This window comes from Blautia sp. HCP28S3_G10 (genome assembly GCF_052065235.1).
In the GTDB taxonomy this organism is placed as follows: Bacteria; Bacillota; Clostridia; order Lachnospirales; family Lachnospiraceae; genus Blautia_A.
Map to the genome: position 1 here is coordinate 200,270 of NZ_JBQHUL010000001.1, position 21,051 is coordinate 221,320.

Consider the following 21,051-nt stretch of genomic DNA (forward strand, 5'->3'; position numbering starts at 1 on the left):
TTTTTATCCTTCTTTTTCTGTTTTTTGCTCTTCAGCTGTTGCAAAATGTACCGGCTGGATACGTTCTGCAATCTTTTCATTTATTTTCTGCTGTTTGAACTGCACACACTGGAAAATTGCATGGCGAATTTCAACGGCTTTTGCACTTCCGTGTGTTTTGACTACAAGCCCTTTAAGACCAAGAAGTGGTGCTCCGCCATACTCGGAGGCATCGAAATCTTTCAACGTTTCTTTAAGAGCCGGCTTTACGAGAAGCGCACCTATTTTGCTACGGAGATCTTTCATCATCCCGGATTTTATTTTTTTGATCAGTGCTGCGCCGACACCTTCGTATAATTTAAGAATAACATTACCGACAAAAGCCTCGCAGACAACAACATCCGCATATCCCATAGGAATTTCTCTTGCTTCAATACTTCCGATAAAATTAATTCCTTCTGTTTCTTTAAGAAGAGGGAACGTTTCCTTGACAAGAGCGTTTCCTTTTTCTTCCTCTGCGCCATTATTTACGATAGCCACCCTTGGATTTTTGATTCCAACCACGTGTTCCATATAAATAGATCCCATCTTCGCAAACTGTACCAGGTGAGAAGGACGGGCATCCACATTTGCACCGCAGTCGATAAGAAGAGAAACTCCATCGATCGTTGGAATCAGAGGAGCAAGCGGCGGACGTTCAACGCCTTTACTGCGTCCTACAAGAACCTGGCCACCTACGAGAACGGCACCGGTACTTCCGGAAGAAACAAATGCGTCTGCTTTCTGTTCTTTAACAATTTTGAGACCAACAACTATGGAAGAATCTTTTTTCTTACGTATCGCATATACCGGAGGTTCTGCTGTTTCAATGACCTCAGTTGCATTAACAATCTGTATTCTGTCCTCAGGAAAATTCTGATATTTTTTGAGTTCTGCGTGGATTACTTCTTCCTGTCCGGTGAGGATCACAAGTATGTCATCACGTTCTTTTACTGCTTCAACAGCTGCTTCTACAGGCTCTTCCGGTGCATAGTCACCGCCCATGGCATCCACAACAACTTTTACTAATTCAGCCATTTTATACCTCCTGAAATAATTGTTTATCGAATTCGGATATTTTGTTAAAAGTTCAAACTTTATCATACTAAAGAAACGTTGGAAAATCAATATAAACATGGAAAAGTTCCATCTTCTCACATATTGTCAGCTATTTTTCTGCGCTTCAATCTGTTCTGCAAGATCATTCAGATATACCCAGCGGTCCATTTTTTCTTCGAGAAGTTTTTCTGCTTCTTCTTTTTCCTGTGTTAATTCATTCAACTTTCCGGAATTGGTGGCATTTGCCATAATATCTTCTTCCAGTTTCCGGATTCTGTCTTCAAGACCTGCAATATCATCATCAATTGTTTCATATTCCCGCTGCTCTTTGAAGGAGAATTTTAGTTTTGCCGGACGGTTCTGCTTCCATGTTTTGGCAGAACTTTTTTTAACATCTGCATCAGCTGCCTGAACAGAAGTTCTGCCACAGTCAGTTTCATTTCCAGAAACATTTTCTTTACGCGCTTTTGCCTCAAGATAATCAGTGTAACCACCCTCATATTGTGTAAGATTTCCATTTCCGTCAAATTCAAAAATACGATCAGCCACATTATCAAGAAAATATCTGTCATGAGAAACTGCAATGACAATTCCGGCAAAAGAATCCAGATAATCCTCAAGAATTGTCAGTGTCGGGATGTCAATATCGTTTGTTATCTCGTCCAGAAGAAGTACATTTGGTGCGGCAGCCAGAACTTTCAGTAAATAGAGTCTTTTTTTCTCGCCACCGGAAAGTTTTTCAATCGGAGAATACTGCATGGCTGAATCAAAAAGGAACTGTTCCAGAAGTTTGGAGGCACTTATCAGGCCGTCTTTTGTCGGAATATATTCTGCAACCTCTTTGATGTAATCAATAACTCGCTGACTGCTGTTCATATCTTCAATTTCCTGTGAAAAATAACCGATTTTTATAGTATCGCCAATTTCCACCTCGCCACTGTCCGGCTGGATGATTCCGGCAATGATTTTCAGAAGCGTGGATTTTCCGCAACCATTGGGTCCGATGATACCAAGCCGCTGATTTTTCAGTACAATATAGTTAAAATCGCGTATACAGATTCTGTCACCGAAACTTTTGAAAATATGATGAAGCTCGATTGTTTTTTTACCCATTCGTGTTTCTACGGAATCAATTTCAATATTTTTGTCACGAACAGGAGCCCCACCGTTTTTCAGAGCTTCCAGACGGTCAAGTCTTGCTCTCTGTTTCGTACTCCTTGCCCTGCATCCTCGTTTGGCCCATTCAATTTCCATTCTGAGAATACTCTGGCGTTTTCGTTCAGAAGCAAGCTCCATTTCTTCTCTTTCCGCTTTCATTTCCAGAAACCGTGAATATTTTGCTTCATAACTGTAAAGTTTGCCATGACTTATTTCCAGGATTTTATTTGTAACACGATCCAGAAAATATCTGTCATGAGTAACCATAATAACTACACCCTTGTAATTGTTCAGGAAATCTTCCAGCCAGGAAGCCATCTCATTATCCAGATGGTTAGTGGGTTCATCAAGGATCAGAACGTCAGAAGGATTTACAAGTACCGCAGCAAGTGCAACTCTTTTTTTCTGCCCGCCCGAAAGATGGCTGATCTCTTCTTCATGATTTTTTATTCCAAGTCTGTTAAGAACCATGTGCGCTTCTGTTTCAGGATTCCAGGTCTGTTCTATCTGTCCGGCAGTGACGTAGGAAAGAATAGTTGTATTTTCGGGAAAAGCAGGATGTTGTGAAAGGTAAGAGATTCGTAATCCATTCTGTGTGATCACCTGTCCTTCATCCGCTTCTTCCAGTCCTGCAAGAATCTTCAGAAAAGTAGTTTTTCCTGTTCCGTTTATACCGATAATTCCAATTTTGTCTCCCTGGTGAACCCCATATGATATATCATTAAAGATAACTTTGTCACCATAAACTTTGCTGATGTGTTCAAGATTTAAAATATTCATTCTGTTTCTCCTTGAATGTTTCCGACTTTTGGAAATTTATTCAGATAATAAATAACAAATAAAATTGCTGTGATTCCCCAGGATATCGGATAACTGATCATGATGGTCTTAATACCCGGATACCGGGGGAGTACCCCGAACATCCATACAATCCGTATGAAGCAGACTCCACCGCAGGTAAGGATCATAGGAACTAGTACTTTGCCAGCACCCCGGAGTGCACCTGACAAAATACCGATAGCAACATACAGAAAATAAGATGGCATAAGAAAACGAAGCATATTCAGTCCGATAGTAATTACAGTTCTGTCTGTTGTAAAAAGGCTGTAAAGCTGTTCTGCAAATCCATAAAGGCTGCCACTTACAAGAAAAGCTGCTCCGTAAGACATTGCAAGACAGACCAGAACGCTTTTTCGCATACGTTTTACTTTGCCTGCCCCCCAATTTTGTCCAACGAAGGTCGTGATCGCAATGCTAAAAGAGTTAACAACCATCCAGAATACAGCATCTATTTTACCGAGTGTTCCCCAGGCTGCAACTGTATCTGTTCCCAGTTCATTAACAAATACCTGAATGACAATATTTGCAACTGTATACATGGCTGCTTCCAGAGCAGCAGGTACTCCGATACGTGTAATAGCCTGAAAAGAGACCAGATGAAAACGTATTCTGCGCAGATTCAGGCGGAAAAGTTCATTTCCTTTTATGAGAAAAGCGGTTACAAGTGCAGCACTGATACCCTGGCAGGTGACTGTGGCGATGGCCACACCTCTGACTCCGAGACCAAAGAATACTACCAGCAGAATATCCAGAAATATGTTCAGTACACAGGAAATGATCAATACATACAGAGGACGTCGGGAATCGCCGGAGGCTCTCAGGACAGAAGCCCCCATATTATAGGTTATATTAAAAATAATACCGAGAAAGTATATATGCAGGTATATGGCTGAATCAGCCATAAGTTCTTCCGGTGTCTTCATAAGCCGAAGAACAGGTGAAGATATAATCACCCCTATAAGTCCTGTCACAAGACCTGTTGTAAGTGCGAATGCATAGGAAGTATGTAAAGTGATATCAAGATTTTTCCTGTCTTTTGCTCCATAAAACTGTGCAATGATAACAGAAGCTCCTGAAGTAAGACCTACGAATACTTCTACAATCAGATTTACAATCTGATTTACAGAACCACTGACAGCAGCCAGCGCTTCTTTACCCACAAAACGACCGACAATAATGCTGTCGGCCGTATTATATATCTGCTGAAAAAAAGTTCCAATCAGAATCGGAAAAAAGAAAAACAATAGCTGTTTCCAGATCACACCTTCTGTGATCTGATTCTTTTGTTCCATAAAATCCCTCCAGATAATCATCAATGTAAATTTTTATTGAAAAAAACAGAACCCTCAAAAGGATTCTGTTTCTCACTTGTGATTAGTCTTCAACTTTCACGATTTCTTTCTTGTTGTAGCTTCCGCAGGCTTTACAAACTCTGTGAGGCATCATCAGGGCGCCGCATTTGCTGCATTTTACCAGATTCGGAGCACTCATTTTCCAGTTTGCACGTCTTTTATCACGTCTAGCTTTAGATGATTTGTTCTTTGGACATATGGACATAGGTTACACCTCCTTAAATTTTCTAAATATATCACTGATAGCTGCCATGCGGGGATCCTTGGGTTCCTCTGTACATCCACAGGGTCCCTTGTTCAGGTTCTTACCACACTGGCTACAGATTCCTTTGCAATCGTCTTTACAAAGAACTTTCAAAGGCCAGCTCATCAGTACCTCAAGATAGACCAACCGGTCCACATCCAGGTCCATTCCAGTGAGATAGTCATTCTCGTCCAGATTCTTTACTCTGTCGCTATCAGACTGTTTCATATCAAGTTTTCTCTCAATACTGTAAGGAATCTCAACGGATACCTCTTCGAGACAACGGTCACACGGGATTCCAACTGTAACGTTTCCCTGACCTTCAAGTTCCAGCACACGATCACCTGTATTTATGATCGTCAGTTCTACAGGACTTTTCTGAAGTATTGGGAACTCTCCTAACTGAAAACTGATTTTTTTAAGTTCCAGTTCTGAAGTAATCTGAATTTTCTTTCCTTCGCTGTCTGCAATATCTGATAAATGAATCTGCATAATACTCTCCTATTCACACTCAGACAATTATACATAGGAGGAATTCATTTGTCAACGAGAAATTTTATTTTTACCATTTTTTGTAATGGAACAAAAAAATTCTGACTGAACAGAAAAGACCCGCCGAAAAACGGATCTTTTCTGAAATATCTGCTTTCCCTTCCGGGAAGTGTACTGTCTGCGACAGATACGATTATTTTACAAGGGCTACAGTATCTCTGCAGATTGCAAGTTCTTCATTGGTAGGAATAACTGCAACTTTAACTTTGGAATCAGTTGTGGAGATAACCATTTCTTCTCCTCGTTTTCCGTTAGCCTCTTTATCAATAGTGATTCCAAGGTATCCAAGGTAAGAGCAAACTGTTTCACGAACTTTGCAATCGTTTTCGCCAATTCCTGCTGTGAATACGATTGCGTCCACACCATTCATAGCTGCTACATATCCGCCAACAAATTTTGCAATACCATAGCAAAGTACATCGAATGCATTCTTTGCATCTTCATTTCCTGCTGCGATTGCATCATCAATATCACGCATATCGCTGGAAACACCGGACATTCCCTGAAGACCGGATTTTTTGTTCAGAACATTCATCATACCTGCAATGTCAAGATTTTCTTTCTTTGCAATGAATTCCATGATAGCAGGATCGATGTTACCGGAACGTGTTCCCATTACAACGCCCTCAAGTGGTGTAAGACCCATTGTTGTATCTACACATTTGCCGTTCTGAACAGCACTGATGGAAGAACCGTTTCCAAGATGGCAGACAATAACTTTAGAATTGTCTTTGTCAAGGCCAAGGAAGTCAATAGCACGTTTGGATACAAAGCTGTGAGAGGTTCCGTGGAAACCATATCTTCTAACTTTGTATTTCTTGTAGTAATCAATCGGAAGTCCATACAGATATGCTTTTGGAGGCATTGTCTGATGGAAAGCAGTATCAAATACAGCAACCTGTGGTACACCTGGCATAAGTTCTCCGCATACACGGATGCCGATCAGGTTTGCAGGATTGTGAAGAGGTGCCAGATCATTGCACTCTTCTACTGCTTTTATCATCTCGTCGGTGATGACTGCTGAAGAAGCAAATTTCTCTCCCCCGTGTACAACACGATGTCCGATAGCGTTTACTTCAGCGAGGCTCTTGATAGCACCTGTTTTTTCATTTGTAAGTGCATCGAGTACGAGCTGGATAGCTTCTTTGTGTGTAGGCATTGCAGCTTCTGTGATCTCTTTGTCACAGCCAGCTTTCTGATATACAAGTCTTCCGTCAATACCAATTCTCTCGCAGAGACCTTTTGCAAGAACATCCTCTGTATCAGAGTTGATCAGCTGATATTTCAGAGAGGAGCTTCCGCAGTTAATTACCAATACGTTCATTTTAATATTCTCCTTCAATATGGTTTCAAAATATGTATTAATTATTTGTCTTCAGCCTGGCACTGAACTGCTGTAATAGCAACAACACCAACGATATCATCAGCAGAGCATCCTCTGGAGAGGTCATTGACTGGTTTGGCAATACCCTGTGTAACAGGTCCGTAAGCTTCTGCTTTTGCAAGACGCTGAGCAAGTTTGTATCCAATGTTTCCTGCATCAAGGTCAGGGAAGATAAGAACGTTTGCTTTACCAGCAACTTCGCTTCCTGGTGCTTTGGATGCTCCAACGCTAGGTACGATTGCTGCATCAAGCTGGAATTCTCCATCAAGTTTCAGTTCCGGATGTTCTTCTTTTGCGATTCTTGTAGCTTCTACCATCTTGTCAACATCTGCATGTTTTGCACTTCCTTTTGTGGAATGTGAAAGCATTGCAACTACTGGTTCTTCCTGTACAAGAAGCTGGAAAGATTCTGCTGAGGAAGCAGCAATTGCGGAAAGTTCTTCCGGAGTCGGGTTCTGGTTCAGTCCGGAGTCAGCAAATACGAATGCACCGTTTGCACCATATTCACAATCCGGAACAACGATCAGGAAAAATGCGGATACAAGTTTTGTGCCCGGTTTTGTTTTCAGAATCTGGAGACATGGACGAAGTGTGTCTGCTGTAGAATGGCATGCACCGGATACCATACCGTCTGCATCACCCATTTTAACCATCATAACACCATAATATGGATACTGAGTATGAAGAATTTCTTTTGCTTTTTCAGGTGTCATACCTTTTTTGGCTCTCAGTTCAACAAATTTATCAATGTATGCCTGAGTTTTGTCGGAAGTTTCAGGATCAACAATAGTTGCTCCTGAAATATCAAATCCGCCTTCTTTAGCTTTTTTATTAATTTCTTCTTCATTACCGATCAGGATAATTTTGGCAACTCCTTCTTTAAGGATCTTGTCAGTTGCTTCCAGAGTTCTCATATCCTCTGTCTCTGGCAGTACAATTGTTTTTACGCTTTCTTTTGCTCTTTTTTTGAGTAAATCAACAAATCCCATGATTAAATGGCTCCTTTCGTTATTTCGGTCTTCTGACCACGTGAAGATTTAATACACTCCACAGTTGAAATTATTATACCTCCTGAACAGTATGATTTCAAGTGCTTCTATGTCAGATTCCTACAATAAAAGGTATTTTTTAAAGTGCAATTCTGTTACTGTGAACAAAGCGACTGTCAGTAATTTCCATAAAAATACTTTTGATTTTTCAGGGAATTAAATGATACAATAGACAGGACAGATTTTATGAAAACAGGAGTAATTATGAATATTATCGGAATCATTGCAGAATACAATCCCTTCCATCAGGGTCATCAGTATCAGTTTGATTATGTAAGAAAAAATCTGAATGCAGATTATATTATTATTGCCATGAGTGGCGATTTTGTTCAACGGGGAATACCTGCTCTTCTGCCGAAACATGTCCGTGCAGAAATGGCACTTCGATGCGGCGCGGATCTTGTACTGGAGCTTCCGGTTTCTTTCAGTACGGCAAGTGCGGAAACTTTTGCCATGGGCGGTGTTTCACTCTTTCATGGACTTGGTGTGACCGACTGTCTCTGTTTTGGAAGCGAAAATGGGGAAGTGACAGAACTGCAGGCTCTGGCAGAAGTTCTTGTTCATGAGCCGGAAGATTATAAGGTGCAGCTGAAAAAGCTTCTCAAAACAGGCCTTTCATTTCCTGCCGCAAGAAGTCTGGCGTTGAAAGAATATTTTGATGATGTAGACAGTATTCTTTCAACTCCTAATAACATTCTTGGGATCGAATACTGTAAGGCACTGCTTCGTCTGAAAAGCAATATACAACCAGTTACTCTGAAGCGGATTGGTGCAGATTACCACCAGCTGGCTATAAGGAAGAATCAGCCTCCGTCTGCTTCGGCAATAAGACATTTTTTTAAAGCAGGTAATTCGCCCGAAGATCTTGATGGGCTGCTTCCGGAAATCTGTCTGTCCATTATGGAAAATGCCAGGCTTAACAATGAATTTGTCTGTGAAAATGATTTTGATCTTTTACTTTCTTACAGACTTCTAAATGAAACAACAGAATCTCTGCTGCAATATGCAGACATGTCAGCTGATCTTGCGGCAAGGATTATCAGCAGGAGAAATCAGTTTCAGTCGTTTATGCAATTTACAGATATTCTGAAAACAAAAGAACTTACCAGAGCAAGAATTCAGAGGGCATTGCTTCATACGGTACTGGGAACCAGAGAAATTCCACAGATACTTCCCTATGGAAGAATTCTAGGCTTCAGGAGGGAAGCTGCTCCGCTTCTGAAAAGAATCAAAGCAGAAACTTCCATTCCTGTCATAGTAAAAGCTGCCGATGCTGCTTCTCTGCTTTCTGAATCCGCACTTCCTGTCTGGCGGGAAAATGTTCTGGCTTCCAATATATATGAAAGCGTTCTTTCAAACAAGACAAAAAAAGCATTTGTTCATGAATACAAAAAACAGCTGGTCATTATTTGAACCAGCTGTTTTTGATTATTTTTCACCTGACAGAAGGATACGGTCATTATCAAGGGCCTTTCCGGCACCAATTCTGAATTTTTCAAGAAGTCCATCTACTGTCAGCTGCTTTTTCTCTTCTCCGCTTATATCAAGTACAATGTTTCCGGAATCCATCATCAAAATCCGATTACCCAGATCAAGTGCTGACTGCATATTGTGTGTGATCATAAGACAGGTAAGATTATGCTCTTCGACGATTTTTCTGGTAAGATTCAAAACCTTTTCGGCAGTACCCGGATCAAGTGCAGCCGTATGCTCGTCCAGCAGAAGAAGTTTGGGTGGATTCATAGTTGCCATAAGAAGCGTCAATGCCTGACGTTGTCCTCCGGAAAGAAGCCCTACCGGCTGACTCATACGTTCTTCCAGACCGATATCCAGTAATTTCAGTTCTTCATGGAAACGTTCTTTTTCCTGTCTGGTTATATGCGAAAGCCATCCGCCTTTACCGGCAGCAAGTGCCAGATTTTCTTCAATTGTCATTCCAGGTGCCGTTCCACGCATTGGATCCTGATAAAGCCGGCCTATATTTCTTGCACGATTATGCTGTGGAGTAAAAGTAATGTCTTTTCCATCCAGCTCAACAGAACCGGAATCTGTAAGAAAATCTCCACAGATCGCATTAAAAAGAGTTGATTTTCCTGCACCGTTTGATCCGATTATGGTTGCAAAATCACCTTTTTTTAATTCAAGAGAAAGATCAATGATCGCTTTTTTTTCATTTATTGTACCCGGATTGAAGGTTTTGGAAATATGACTGATCTTTAACATAGTCATTTGCCTCCCTTTCTGTGAGTCATTCGTCTTTTAAGTTGTGGCCACTGTTTTTTCAGGTAAGGGCCTGAAATGGCCAGAACAACAATGACAGACGAAACCAGTTTCAGCATAAATGCAGGCATGTTGAACCGCAGGGCAATTGTATATACAAGACGGAAAATAAATGATCCGAGCACCATTCCTACAGCCCTTACAAAAATTCCTCCCTTTCCGAGAAGAGTTCCTCCTATCAAAAGGGAAGCAAGGGCAATAGTAACCATACCCTGTCCGATATTAATATCAACAGCCTTCTGTGACTGTGAAAGAAGACAACCGGATAATGCAGTAAATGCATTAGCAATACATAATCCGATAACTGTAGTAAATGCCGGGTTTATAGATGAAGATTTTACCATATCAGGGTTATTTCCCGTTGCACGTATGGCAAGTCCAAGTCTTGTTTTAAGGAAAAATACAAGAAAAGCAATAACGAGGACAACTGCGATCAATGCAACAATAATGTCCTCTCTTCCGCTCAAAGGTGTTCTTGCAAGAAAATCCTTCATCATTGTGAAAACAGTGGTAGTTCTGTTCATATTTATAAGAGACGAACCACCCATCACTGCAATGTTTACAGAATACAGTGCTGTATTTACAATAATTCCGGCAAGAAGGCTGTCGACCCCCAGTTTGGTTTGTAATATTGCTGTTATAAAACCTGAACCTATGCCGGCGATCATAGCTGCAAGAATAGATAAAAAAGGATGACCGCTTACTGCCACTGCCGCACCGACAGCTGCTCCAAAAGTAAAGCAGCCGTCAGTAGAAAGATCACAAACATTCAGCATAGAATAACTCAAAAACAGGGCAAGAACTGTAAGAGAACAGATCAGTCCGAGTTTAAGCGCAGTCTCTCCAAGTGAGAACATAGTTGCTACTGTCACAATAACTTCCTCCAGTTAGTTTTTATTTTTCGATGTCATCAAAGCTTTCAGCTGTGGTGATTTCATTTACCTGTGTACAAAGTGGTTCAAAATCTTTTTTGATAGTTTCAAAATCAAGATTAAGAGCCTCGCAGGTTTCCGTATTTACTGTTGCAGTTCCGTTATCAAATGTTTCTACCGGAGTAGAAGCCGGATCAGCACCATCTACAAGAATATCCGCAATCATATCAGCTGTCTTCTGTCCGAGATTTGCGTAATCAACGCCATATCCTACAAAAGCTCCATTCAGGGCAAAAGAATCAGCACCTGTATAATGCGGGATTCCTGCTTTGATAAATTTTTCATAAATAGAAAGTTCTGCTGTCATAATGGTATTATCAGTTGGTGTAAATACAGCATCAACACCATCTGCGATCATTGCATCAGCTGCAAGCTGAACTTCATCAGTAGTTGTTCCTGTATGTTCTACATACTCAATACCCTGCTCGTCAAGATAATCTTTTGCTTCCTGGATTGCTGTTGTGGAAGAATCCTGACCTACATCATAAAGAAGACCGATTTTTTTTACATCAGGAATCTGTGCCTGGATCAGTTTCATAACAGAGGAAGTATCCAGATAATCACTGGTACCTGTAATATTTGAACCTGGTGCCTCAAGAGAATCTACAAGTCCTGAACCGACAGGGTCAGATACAGCAGAGAAAACGACCGGTGTATCAGTTCCTTCTGTTGCTGACTGCATACGCATTGCGACCGGTGTAGCGACGCCTACCATCAGGTCAACACCATCTGCCTGGAAATCAGAGATGATCTGTTCCATAACACTTGCATCTGCATTGCAGTTATCATAAGAAACATCAAAAGTGACTCCTTTTTCTTCGCCGAGTTCTTCCAGATGAGACTGAATATTGTCTACGATCTGATTAAGGGAAGCATCATCGACATAATTGCAGATACCGATTTTAAAATCATCTGCCATAACCGGAGTTGCTGCCATCATAGCTGTCATTAAAGTTGCTGTGAGTACCATCATTCTTTTTTTCATTGTTTTGTTTCTCCTCTCTCATCAATAAAAATTCGTTTACCGGAAATATCAAGCCAACTTCCGGCAGTTGTCTGCGAGAAAGAAAGCTGTGGTGCTACGTAAAAATAAAAACCCGCCTCAAGCTATGCTTGAGACGGTAATAAAACTTATTATCGCGGTACCACTCAAATTGACGTATCGTCCACTTTCTCATGTACAAACATACACTCCTGATTGATAACGAGTTCGGTTCCCGTCAGTGCCTACTCTTCAGATTAAAATTTCGGACTGCCCTCGGAAGGCCATTCAACAATCTGCTTCATACAGGATTCCACCATGCCCTGCTCTCTGGAATGTTGCAAAACTGTCTACTCTTCTTCCTCATCGGTTTTGTTGTTTCATACTTTACTACATAAAACTGCCGTTGTCAAGACTTTTTATTTTTTCCAGAAACTTAAAACAGGCATCCCCATACTGAGAGCAAGTGAAAGCGGATCAACAATTCCGTTATTTGCAAGTATATCAGGATTATATTTCCACAACTCAACTTTTGTCTGAGATGCAGCGTCTAGAAACACTTTGCTTCCAGATAAGTGGCTTTTCTTTTTAAAAACAGCAGTGCATGGAACAGGGGGCTCTTCATCCCGAAAATTCTGCTTATACAAAGCACTTTCTCCTGCAACCAAAAAATCAGCTGTTTCAGCTTCGCTTCGACTGATATATAAGATTTCAGAAACGGGTGATTCCAGATACTTTTCCATAGCCGCAAGCAGAGCCTCCGTATCCAGATCGCCTTCCAGATATTTTTGTACTTTTTCCTTGCCAACTGTGAACAATCCTGTTTCTTCCAACTGACGGAATGCTCTTGTTACGGTCATTGCAGAAAGGCCGAGAGATTTTACTGCTTCATTCATATACAGACGTTTCTGCTCCCTGTATGCCCAGTAGAAGAGCAGTAGTTGTGCTGAGGGCTGCAGCTGTTCAAGTGGTGCTTGTCTGGCATAATATTTTTCCTGAAGCATAACACCCATAAAAGGCAGATAAAGCTGATTGTCCGGAACCACAAAAGGAATACCCTCGGATATCAGGGAGCCTCGTCTGTAACGGTCTACCGATTCAAGAATAAATACTACAGGCAGAGCCTCTTCCATACGAATCCTGCGAATCTGTTTACGCAGAGAACCCATCTGGCTCAGTTCACATGATGGCCATAGGAAAACACATTTTAAAGTGCCAATTTCTACCAGACGTATTTTGTATCGTTCTGTTATATAGAAAGGCAGTTCAAACTCTCCTTTCCAGTGATGATATGTTACAGGAAGACCCAGGACATCTTCAATATATTTCATTTTTCCCACCTTTTATCTTTATTTTTTAAAAATAACATTAATTATGTTATATCATAAATATAAAGTTAAATAAAGTATTTTCAACAAAAAATCCCCAAATATGCATTTTACATACTTAGGGATTTTACTGTTATATATTATCTGCTCCAGGAAAATATTTTAGTTCTTGAAACTGTGGATCGGAGCTGGAATACGACCGCCTCTTTCAACAAACGCATCACAGGAGAACTGATTTACCGGCATGATCGGTGCATAACCAAGAAGTCCGCCAAACTCTACAGTCTCTCCTACTCCTTTTCCAATGACTGGTATTACTCTGACTGCGGTAGTCTTCTGATTGATCATTCCGATTGCAGATTCATCCGCAATAATACCTGCTATCGTAGATGCTTTTGTATCACCGGGAATAGCTATCATATCAAGACCTACAGAGCAAACACATGTCATTGCTTCAAGTTTCTCAAGTGTAAGTGCTCCGAGATTTACGGAATCAATCATGCCCTGATCTTCACTTACAGGAATAAATGCACCACTTAAACCACCGACTGCCTGTGCAGCCATTACACCACCTTTTTTGACCTGATCATTAAGAAGTGCAAGTGCTGCCGTTGTTCCAGGTGCACCTACTCTTTCAAGTCCGATCTCCTCAAGGATCTCAGCTACACTGTCGCCGATTGCCGGAGTTGGTGCAAGAGAGAGGTCAACAATTCCAAACGGTACTCCAAGACGTCTGGAAGCCTCCTGTGCAACCAGCTGTCCTACACGTGTTACTTTAAAGGCTGTACGTTTGATCATTTCACATAAAGTCTGGAAATCTGCTCCCCTGACCTGCTCAAGAGCTGTTTTTACAACTCCCGGACCGCTGACGCCTACATTGATAATGCAGTCAGCTTCTGTTACACCATGAAATGCACCTGCCATAAACGGATTATCATCCGGCGCATTACAGAATACAACAAGTTTTGCGCAGCCAAGAGAATCCTGATCTTTTGATGCTTCTGCTGTTTCCAGTACAATTTCACCCATAAGCTTAACAGCATCCATATTGATTCCTGTTTTTGTCGAGCCTACGTTTACAGAACTGCAAACGCGTTCAGTGACCGCCAGAGCTTCCGGAATAGAGCGAATGAGAAGTTCTTCGGCAGGAGTCATTCCCTTGCTTACAAGAGCCGAATAACCACCTATAAAGTTAACCCCAATTGTTTTGGCTGCTTTGTCAAGAGTTTTGGCTATTGATACAAAATCATCTGTGGAATGACATGCAACTCCGCCTATAAGTGCGATCGGTGTTACAGAAACTCGTTTATTAACAACCGGAATTCCGAATTCTGTTGCAATCTTATCTCCGGTTGCGACAAGGTCTTTGGCTTTTTCGGTGATTTTTCGGTATATTTTTTCATTCATTATATCGAGATCGCTGTCAATGCAGTCCAGGAGGCTGATGCCCATTGTAATTGTACGCACATCAAGATTTTCCTGTTCGATCATTTTATTTGTTTCGTTTACTTCAAAGATATTGATCATGTGAAACTCTCCTTTGTATGTAATGTAAATATAATTCCGGACAAATCAGATGCGGTGCATTACATTAAAGATATCTTCGTGCTGGCAGCGGATAACTACTCCGATTTTATCTCCTATTTCAGAAAGATCTCTGGAAAGAGCGGCTGCATCTTTGACTGAGTTGCTGGTATCTGCAACCATCATCATGTTAAAGTAACCCTGTACGATAGTCTGCGAAATATCCAGAATGTTAACGTTGTTTTCGGCAAGATATGTACATACCTTTGCAATGATACCTACGGTGTCATTTCCTACTACTGTAATGATTGTTTTTTTCATGATTTTTTCCTTTCTTTATACGGTAACTATTTCGGAGGCAAAATCTCGATTCGCTACCTGAATTCTGAAATCTTTTGATTTGTAAGGGTTGTCTCCCAGTGTTACCTCTGAACAAACAGTTTCATATGCCAGTGCTTCATAATTATTTTCTTTACTGAGATGTCCGAGAAAAATCCATTTCATATTGTCATGGAGAAGTCTGCAAAGAAGTCTGCCGGCATTTTCATTGGACAGATGTCCTCTGTCCCCCAGAATCCTCTGCTTAAGATAATACGGATATTTGCCCACCTGAAGCATCCGAATGTCATGGTTTGCTTCAAGCAGAAGTCCATCCAGATTCTGGAGATTTTCGATTATATATTTATTATATTTTCCAAGGTCAGTAGCGATCCCGACGGAATGGTTGTCACATTCTACGCGGTAGCCTACAGGCTGTGCCGCATCATGAGGAATTGTAAAAGGATTGATCCGGAGATCCTTAATCATAAAAGGTTCATCTTCTCTGATTTCTCTGAAGATTCCCTCCGGGATTTTGCCCAGTTTTCCTGAACGTTCCATTGCATCAACAGTACCTCCGGTAGCATAAATAGGTACCCCATATTTTCTCGAAATAACCCCGAGGCCTTTAATATGATCGGAATGTTCATGTGTGATGAGGATTCCGTCAAGATCACGTCCGGTAAGGTCCAGTGTATTAAGGCCTGCTTCCATTTTTTTGCCACTGATTCCAATATCCACAAGAATATGTGCCTGTTCTGATCCTACATAAATACAATTACCACTGCTTCCACTGGCAATACTGCAAAATCTCATAGCTGTCTGATCCCTTCTTCTATCTGCTGCCAGGTATTTTTCAGATCATCGTTATTTTTGATAACATAATCTGCATGCGACATAAAGAATGCCTCAGAAGCCTGACTTGCAATAATACTTTCTGCCTTTTCTCTGGAATATCCTCTGTTTTTCATCAGACGGCTGATACGTATTTCTTTTTCTGTATGAACATACCAGATTCTGTCACAGAATTCATCATAATGATCTTCCAGCAAAAGAGCAGCTTCAACAACAACAATCGGACAACCATTTTCCTGCTGCTGTTGGATCTTGTTTATAATATAATTTCTGACGGCTGGATGAATGATCTCATTCAGCTTTTCCAGAAATATTTCATTAGCAAATACTATATCGGAAATCATCTTCCGGTCAATAGTTTTGTCTTTTTTTATGATTTGTTCTCCAAATAATGCAATTACCTGGTCGTAGCAGATCTGTCCTGGCTCCATTACCAGATGGCCGACTTTATCTGCTTCTATGATACAGGCTCCTATGTGTTCCTGCATATAACTGAGAACTGTACTTTTTCCGGCGCCCACACCACCGGTTATTCCAATAACTTTCATATTATTTAGCCTCGTACCAGCTGTTTCCTTCGTGCATGTCAACCTCAAGCTCAACAGAAAGTCTGGCAGCACCCTTCATTTCTTCTTCGAGGATTCTGGAAACAGACGGAATCTCTTCTATTTTTGTTTCTATAAGAAGTTCATCGTGAACCTGAAGTACAAGTCTTGATTTAAGCCCCTCTTGCATAAGGCGTCCATAAACACGATTCATTGCAATTTTAATGATATCCGCAGCAGTTCCCTGTATCGGTGAATTCATGGCAACACGTTCTCCAAAAGAACGCTGCATAAAGTTACTTGATTTCAACTCCGGAACAGGACGTCTTCTTCCAAACATAGTAGAAACATAGCCTTTTTCCCGTCCTGTCTCTATGAGTCTATCAAGAAATCCCTTGATTTTTGGATAGGTTTCAAAATATTTTTCAATATAGTCGGCAGCTTCCTTACGGGTTATACTCAGATCCTGACTGAGACCAAAGGAACTGATTCCATACACAATGCCGAAATTTACAGCTTTTGCATTTCGTCTCTGAAGAGCTGTTACCTCATCAAACGGTATGTGAAATACCTGAGAAGCTGTAAGACGGTGAATGTCCTGCGCTTCTTTATATGCCTGTATCAGTTTTTCATCTCCTGACATATGTGCAAGTACTCTGAGCTCAATCTGAGAATAATCAGCATCCAGAAATACATATCCTTCTTCAGGTACAAAAACCTTGCGTATCATACGTCCGAGTTCCATGCGGACAGGAATGTTCTGGAGATTTGGCTCTGTACTGCTGATTCGGCCTGTAGCAGTTATTGTCTGATTAAAAGTAGAATGAATTCTTCCGTCTTCCTCAATAACCGCACTCAGTCCGTCTGCATATGTTGATTTAAGTTTGGTAAGCTGACGGTACTCAAGAATATCTTTAATAATTGGCTGCTCCGGTGCAAGCTTTTCAAGGATATCAGCAGCTGTAGAATATCCGGTTTTTGTTTTTTTACCACCAGGGATACCCATTTTATCAAAAAGTATCATACCCAGCTGTTTGGGGGAATTAATATTGAATTCTTCTCCCGCCTGAACATAAATCAGTTTTTCCAGTTCACGAATCCGAACTTCAAGTTTGTCTCCGTATTTTTTCAGTTCTTCTCCTTTGACACGGATACCATATTTTTCCATGGAATCAAGAGTAAATACAAGCGGAAGTTCTATTTCCTGATAAACCTTCCACATTTCATTTTCTCTAAGGGCATTTTCGACAGCCTTACGTGAACAGTAAACAGTATATGCAGAATAACAGGCATATTTCATAAGTTCTTCCATAGAACTTTCCCATGCTTTTCTGAACGAAGTTTTTCCAAGAAGATCTTCCCTTGCAGGAAGAAGTTTTCCGTCCAGATATTCTTTTGCAACATCATCATAAGTATAAGAAGATTTCAGTGGATTCAGAAGATAAACACCAATACCTGTATCAAAAATCTGAGATGGTTTTGTAAGCTCTACATGTTTCAGGAGCGACTTGATATCCATAGCGCAGATTACAGTCGTTTCTGCAAGATTTTTTATTTTTTCACAGAGATACTCACCTGTCACAAGTCCTTCTGCCGGAAGATAATAGACTTCATCTTCGTCTACAGCCACTGCAGCACCAAATACATTTTCACCGTCTGCAAGAAGTTCAATTCCGGCATAACTTCTGCAAGCTGCCTTCTGAAACAGTGCCTCGGTCCCTGAAAGATCAGCACATGTGAAAAAATTTTCCTCTACAGGATCTTCTGTCAGAGTTGAAACATCAAATTTGCTGAGAAGATTTTTGAATTCAAGTTGTTTGCAAAGCTGATAGGCTTCCGGTGTATAAAGATTTCCAAGTTTTGCATCTTCATAAGAAAATTCAAGAGGACTGTCTGTGTTGATCGTAGCCAGTGTTTTACTTAAAGAAGCCATGTCATAGTGCGTACGGAGAGATTCTTTTGCCTTGTTTGGTTTCACTTCTTCCAGATGCGCATATGCGTTTTCGATGGAGCCAAATTCCGTGATCATTTTGGTGGCTGTTTTTTCACCAACTCCGGGAATTCCGGGAATATTATCTGCCGAATCTCCCATAAGTGCTTTCAGCTCGATAATCTGTGGTGGAGTAACCTGATATTTTTCCAGCACTTCTGCCGCATGAAAATTTTCTATGGTTGTTTTACCTTTTGAAGTTTTTGGTAACCGGATCATTACCTTGTCTGTTGCGAGCTGCAGAAGATCACGGTCACCTGACAGAATTGTTACATCCATTCCTTCTTTTTCGCTTTTTCTGGCAAGCGTGCCAAGAAGATCATCTGCTTCGTAACCGGCCATGGAAACCGTTTTAACTCCCATTGCCGTGAGGACCTCCCTGATAAGGGGTACCTGCTGTACAAGTTCCTGGGGCATTGGTTTTCTGGTTCCCTTATAGGCATCATAAATTTTATGCCTGAATGTCGGTTCATGCAGATCAAAAGCAACAGTCAGATACTGAGGCTTCTCTTCTTCCAGAATACGAAAAAGTATATTCAGGAAACCATAAACCGCGCCAGTATGTTTTCCTTCTGAATTGGTCAGATCAGGAAGTCCATAGAAAGCACGGTTTAAAATACTATGTCCATCTATCAATAAAATTTTTTCACTCAAACTGCTATCCTCCTGTTGCATTTCGGAAATTTATAATCCTAATATACCAAAAATAACAAGTGCAAGCAAGGCTGCTATCGAAATCAGCAACAAAACAATTACAGCAAACCGAAGTCCTCTTTTCTGACGGATATACCTGCGCGATTTACGTATATCCTGCTGAAGGAGTTTCCTGAAATCATAGACAGTTCCATCCTCTTTTTCGTCCAGCTGCTGTAAGGCTCTGTGTACAATAAAGTATGTTTCGAGTTCATCATAACATGAAGAACAGGATTCTACATGATCCAGAAAATCTTCCAGTTCATCCACAGAAAGTTTATGAGCAATATATTTGTTTACCATTTCTTCAGCTTTTCGACATGTCATACCTGTCATAATAAAACTCCTTAAATTACGGTGGGAACCGGCAGCTTGTAGCCGCAGGTTCCCGAATGTGATAAATAATGATCAGTTTTTGTTATTTAATTCCAAGAATTTTCTTTACAGTTGCAGGCATATCCGGTGCATCTACTACTGTATCATGAAGAACTGGTGCTGTACGGATCTCTTCTACTGCTTTGGGAACTCTGACTCCGGAAAGTTCAGAAAGTGCATCTGCAAGAGAAAAATCATCCATTCCCTGGTATCTGTCAGAAATGGCATCCATTACACTTCTGGTAAATTTATACGGGCTTGCAGTAGAAGCAATCACAGTTGGTGTATGGTCTTCTGTATCGCGAAGATATTTCTGATATACTCCCGCGGCAACAGCAGTATGTGGATCAATTACATAATTGCTGCCATAGTAGGTCGCACTGATAGCTTCCTTTGTTTCACCTTCGCTGCAGTAATTACCATAAAAATCAGCAAGACCTTCTTTCATTTCGTCGGTTATGGTATATTCACCACCCTGGCTGAGTGCCTGCATCAGTTCAGCACATTTTTCTGCGTTTTCGCCTGTAATACGATAAATAAGACGTTCCAGGTTGCTCGAGATCAGAATGTCCATTGAAGGTGACGTTGTAAGGATAAAGTCTCTCTTTCTGTCATATGTACCTGTGCGGAAAAAGTCAAAAAGAACTTTGTTTTCATTGGAAGCACAGATCAGTTTGTTAATCGGAAGTCCCATCTGTTTTGCATAATATGCAGCAAGGATGTTACCAAAGTTACCTGTTGGTACTACAACATTGATTTTGTCACCGGCTTTGATTTTTTTGCGGTAAACAAGTTTGCCATATGCGTAAACATAATAAACAATCTGAGGAACCAGACGGCCGATATTGATAGAGTTTGCTGATGAAAACTGGAATCCTGCCTCATTAAGCTCGGCAGCCAGTTCATGGTCATTGAACATTTTTTTGACAGCTGTCTGGGCATCATCGAAGTTTCCTGTAATTCCGACAACATATGTGTTATCCCCTTTCTGGGTAACCATCTGTTTTTCCTGGATAGGACTTACACCATGTTTCGGATAAAAAACAATAATCTTGGTACCCGGAACATCTGCAAAACCTGCAAGAGCAGCTTTTCCGGTGTCTCCTGATGTTGCAGTAAGAATTACAATATCATTTTTAACCTGATTTTTCTTTGCGGCTGTTGTCATAAGATGGGGCAGAATAGAAAGTGCCATATCTTTGAATGCAATAGTGGAACCATGGAACAGTTCAAGGAAATATGCACCATTTGCTTCATGTAAAGGAGCAATTTCAGTGGTGTCAAATTTATCGTCATATGCATTGGCAATACAGTTTTTGAGTTCTTCCTCTGTAAAATCTGTAAGGAAACGGCTCATTACTTCATATGCTGTTTCCTGATATGTCATTTCTGCAAGTTTCTCAATCGGGGTATCCAGTTTAGGAATATTTGTTGGAACAAAAAGACCTCCATCTTCGGAAAGTCCTTTTAAAATAGCCATAGAAGCTGTTACTTCTTCACCTTTTCCCCTGGTGCTTTTGTAAAATACCTGCATGTATCTTTCCTGCCTTTCTTTACTGATTTCTGCAAACAG

At 40.8% G+C, this 21,051-nt stretch carries 19 protein-coding genes and 1 other annotated feature; of the genes, 1 reads left to right on the top strand and 18 read right to left on the bottom strand.

Going from position 1 to position 21,051, the window contains the following annotated elements; translation table 11 throughout:
- Positions 1 to 3: 3 nt before the first annotated feature.
- From plsX to pta, 7 genes are all read right to left on the bottom strand, one after another.
- Positions 4 to 1,056: a phosphate acyltransferase PlsX gene (gene plsX, locus ACTNB8_RS00950; protein WP_441051490.1), complete on the bottom strand. Its 1,053-nt coding sequence runs from the start codon at positions 1,054 to 1,056 to the stop codon at positions 4 to 6.
- Between the two features lie 126 nt (positions 1,057 to 1,182).
- Positions 1,183 to 3,015: an ABC-F family ATP-binding cassette domain-containing protein gene (locus ACTNB8_RS00955; RefSeq protein WP_441051493.1), complete on the bottom strand. Its 1,833-nt coding sequence runs from the start codon at positions 3,013 to 3,015 to the stop codon at positions 1,183 to 1,185.
- Positions 3,012 to 4,367, bottom strand: a complete 1,356-nt coding sequence (locus tag ACTNB8_RS00960) for an MATE family efflux transporter (protein ID WP_441051496.1) — start codon at positions 4,365 to 4,367, stop codon at positions 3,012 to 3,014. Before ACTNB8_RS00960 ends, ACTNB8_RS00955 begins: the two co-directional genes overlap by 4 nt.
- A gap of 82 nt (positions 4,368 to 4,449) precedes the next feature.
- Entirely contained in the window at positions 4,450 to 4,632 is a 183-nt protein-coding gene (gene rpmF, locus ACTNB8_RS00965; RefSeq protein ID WP_077610953.1) for a 50S ribosomal protein L32, read from the bottom strand.
- A gap of 3 nt (positions 4,633 to 4,635) precedes the next feature.
- On the bottom strand, positions 4,636 to 5,163 hold the full coding sequence (locus tag ACTNB8_RS00970) for a YceD family protein (RefSeq protein WP_441051498.1): 528 nt from the start codon (positions 5,161 to 5,163) through the stop codon (positions 4,636 to 4,638).
- 193 nt (positions 5,164 to 5,356) lie between these two features.
- Complete coding sequence (locus ACTNB8_RS00975) at positions 5,357 to 6,547, bottom strand: acetate/propionate family kinase (protein ID WP_441051501.1); 1,191 nt, start codon at positions 6,545 to 6,547, stop codon at positions 5,357 to 5,359.
- A 41-nt stretch (positions 6,548 to 6,588) separates the two neighbouring features.
- Positions 6,589 to 7,596: a phosphate acetyltransferase gene (gene pta, locus ACTNB8_RS00980; protein WP_296041827.1), complete on the bottom strand. Its 1,008-nt coding sequence runs from the start codon at positions 7,594 to 7,596 to the stop codon at positions 6,589 to 6,591.
- A 264-nt stretch (positions 7,597 to 7,860) separates the two neighbouring features.
- On the opposite strand from pta, the gene ACTNB8_RS00985 reads away from it, so the two are divergent.
- Positions 7,861 to 9,069 (top strand): nucleotidyltransferase, encoded by a 1,209-nt coding sequence (locus tag ACTNB8_RS00985; RefSeq protein ID WP_441051504.1) that lies wholly within the window; start codon positions 7,861 to 7,863, stop codon positions 9,067 to 9,069.
- Positions 9,070 to 9,084: 15 nt separating this feature from the next.
- On the opposite strand, the gene ACTNB8_RS00990 is transcribed toward ACTNB8_RS00985, so the two are convergent.
- The 11 genes from ACTNB8_RS00990 to thrC all read right to left on the bottom strand — a co-directional run bounded on the left by ACTNB8_RS00990 (position 9,085) and on the right by thrC (position 21,012).
- On the bottom strand, positions 9,085 to 9,879 hold the full coding sequence (locus tag ACTNB8_RS00990; RefSeq protein ID WP_441051506.1) for an ABC transporter ATP-binding protein: 795 nt from the start codon (positions 9,877 to 9,879) through the stop codon (positions 9,085 to 9,087).
- A gap of 2 nt (positions 9,880 to 9,881) precedes the next feature.
- Entirely contained in the window at positions 9,882 to 10,793 is a 912-nt protein-coding gene (locus ACTNB8_RS00995; RefSeq protein ID WP_441051587.1) for an ABC transporter permease, read from the bottom strand.
- Between the two features lie 37 nt (positions 10,794 to 10,830).
- Positions 10,831 to 11,853 carry an ABC transporter substrate-binding protein gene (locus ACTNB8_RS01000; RefSeq protein ID WP_441051508.1) on the bottom strand — a complete coding sequence of 341 codons (1,023 nt, stop codon included), beginning with the start codon at positions 11,851 to 11,853 and terminating at the stop codon, positions 10,831 to 10,833.
- Positions 11,854 to 11,979: 126 nt separating this feature from the next.
- Positions 11,980 to 12,226: a binding site (T-box leader), on the bottom strand.
- 43 nt (positions 12,227 to 12,269) lie between these two features.
- The gene (locus ACTNB8_RS01005; protein WP_441051510.1) at positions 12,270 to 13,181 is read right to left on the bottom strand and encodes a hypothetical protein; all 912 of its coding nucleotides are present in this window, start codon (positions 13,179 to 13,181) and stop codon (positions 12,270 to 12,272) included.
- 159 nt (positions 13,182 to 13,340) lie between these two features.
- Positions 13,341 to 14,705: a PFL family protein gene (locus tag ACTNB8_RS01010; RefSeq protein WP_296155628.1), complete on the bottom strand. Its 1,365-nt coding sequence runs from the start codon at positions 14,703 to 14,705 to the stop codon at positions 13,341 to 13,343.
- 45 nt (positions 14,706 to 14,750) lie between these two features.
- Entirely contained in the window at positions 14,751 to 15,023 is a 273-nt protein-coding gene (locus ACTNB8_RS01015) for an ACT domain-containing protein (RefSeq protein ID WP_441051512.1), read from the bottom strand.
- Between the two features lie 15 nt (positions 15,024 to 15,038).
- Positions 15,039 to 15,836, bottom strand: a complete 798-nt coding sequence (locus ACTNB8_RS01020; protein WP_441051514.1) for an MBL fold metallo-hydrolase — start codon at positions 15,834 to 15,836, stop codon at positions 15,039 to 15,041.
- Positions 15,833 to 16,423: a dephospho-CoA kinase gene (coaE, locus tag ACTNB8_RS01025; protein ID WP_441051516.1), complete on the bottom strand. Its 591-nt coding sequence runs from the start codon at positions 16,421 to 16,423 to the stop codon at positions 15,833 to 15,835. The genes ACTNB8_RS01020 and coaE overlap by 4 nt, the downstream gene beginning before the upstream one ends.
- Position 16,424: 1 nt before the next feature.
- Entirely contained in the window at positions 16,425 to 19,064 is a 2,640-nt protein-coding gene (gene polA, locus ACTNB8_RS01030; protein WP_441051517.1) for a DNA polymerase I, read from the bottom strand.
- A gap of 30 nt (positions 19,065 to 19,094) precedes the next feature.
- The gene (locus ACTNB8_RS01035; RefSeq protein WP_441051519.1) at positions 19,095 to 19,439 is read right to left on the bottom strand and encodes an anti-sigma factor family protein; all 345 of its coding nucleotides are present in this window, start codon (positions 19,437 to 19,439) and stop codon (positions 19,095 to 19,097) included.
- Positions 19,440 to 19,521: 82 nt separating this feature from the next.
- On the bottom strand, positions 19,522 to 21,012 hold the full coding sequence (thrC, locus tag ACTNB8_RS01040) for a threonine synthase (RefSeq protein ID WP_441051521.1): 1,491 nt from the start codon (positions 21,010 to 21,012) through the stop codon (positions 19,522 to 19,524).
- Positions 21,013 to 21,051 lie beyond the last annotated feature (39 nt).

Bases quoted from the DNA above. Each gene is read 5' to 3' on its own strand.
- ACTNB8_RS01010 (WP_296155628.1), bottom strand. From the start codon at position 14,705: ATGATCAATATCTTTGAAGTAAACGAAACAAATAAAATGATCGAACAG.
- plsX (WP_441051490.1), bottom strand. From the start codon at position 1,056: ATGGCTGAATTAGTAAAAGTTGTTGTGGATGCCATGGGCGGTGACTAT.
- ACTNB8_RS01000 (WP_441051508.1), bottom strand. From the start codon at position 11,853: ATGAAAAAAAGAATGATGGTACTCACAGCAACTTTAATGACAGCTATG.
- ACTNB8_RS00975 (WP_441051501.1), bottom strand. From the start codon at position 6,547: ATGAACGTATTGGTAATTAACTGCGGAAGCTCCTCTCTGAAATATCAG.
- ACTNB8_RS01020 (WP_441051514.1), bottom strand. From the start codon at position 15,836: ATGAGATTTTGCAGTATTGCCAGTGGAAGCAGTGGTAATTGTATTTAT.
- ACTNB8_RS00970 (WP_441051498.1), bottom strand. From the start codon at position 5,163: ATGCAGATTCATTTATCAGATATTGCAGACAGCGAAGGAAAGAAAATT.
- ACTNB8_RS01035 (WP_441051519.1), bottom strand. From the start codon at position 19,439: ATGACAGGTATGACATGTCGAAAAGCTGAAGAAATGGTAAACAAATAT.
- ACTNB8_RS00985 (WP_441051504.1), top strand. From the start codon at position 7,861: ATGAATATTATCGGAATCATTGCAGAATACAATCCCTTCCATCAGGGT.
- coaE (WP_441051516.1), bottom strand. From the start codon at position 16,423: ATGAAAGTTATTGGAATAACCGGTGGTGTGGGCGCCGGAAAAAGTACA.
- ACTNB8_RS01015 (WP_441051512.1), bottom strand. From the start codon at position 15,023: ATGAAAAAAACAATCATTACAGTAGTAGGAAATGACACCGTAGGTATC.
- ACTNB8_RS00995 (WP_441051587.1), bottom strand. From the start codon at position 10,793: ATGTTCTCACTTGGAGAGACTGCGCTTAAACTCGGACTGATCTGTTCT.
- pta (WP_296041827.1), bottom strand. From the start codon at position 7,596: ATGGGATTTGTTGATTTACTCAAAAAAAGAGCAAAAGAAAGCGTAAAA.
- ACTNB8_RS00960 (WP_441051496.1), bottom strand. From the start codon at position 4,367: ATGGAACAAAAGAATCAGATCACAGAAGGTGTGATCTGGAAACAGCTA.
- rpmF (WP_077610953.1), bottom strand. From the start codon at position 4,632: ATGTCCATATGTCCAAAGAACAAATCATCTAAAGCTAGACGTGATAAA.
- ACTNB8_RS00990 (WP_441051506.1), bottom strand. From the start codon at position 9,879: ATGTTAAAGATCAGTCATATTTCCAAAACCTTCAATCCGGGTACAATA.
- ACTNB8_RS00955 (WP_441051493.1), bottom strand. From the start codon at position 3,015: ATGAATATTTTAAATCTTGAACACATCAGCAAAGTTTATGGTGACAAA.
- thrC (WP_441051521.1), bottom strand. From the start codon at position 21,012: ATGCAGGTATTTTACAAAAGCACCAGGGGAAAAGGTGAAGAAGTAACA.
- ACTNB8_RS01005 (WP_441051510.1), bottom strand. From the start codon at position 13,181: ATGAAATATATTGAAGATGTCCTGGGTCTTCCTGTAACATATCATCAC.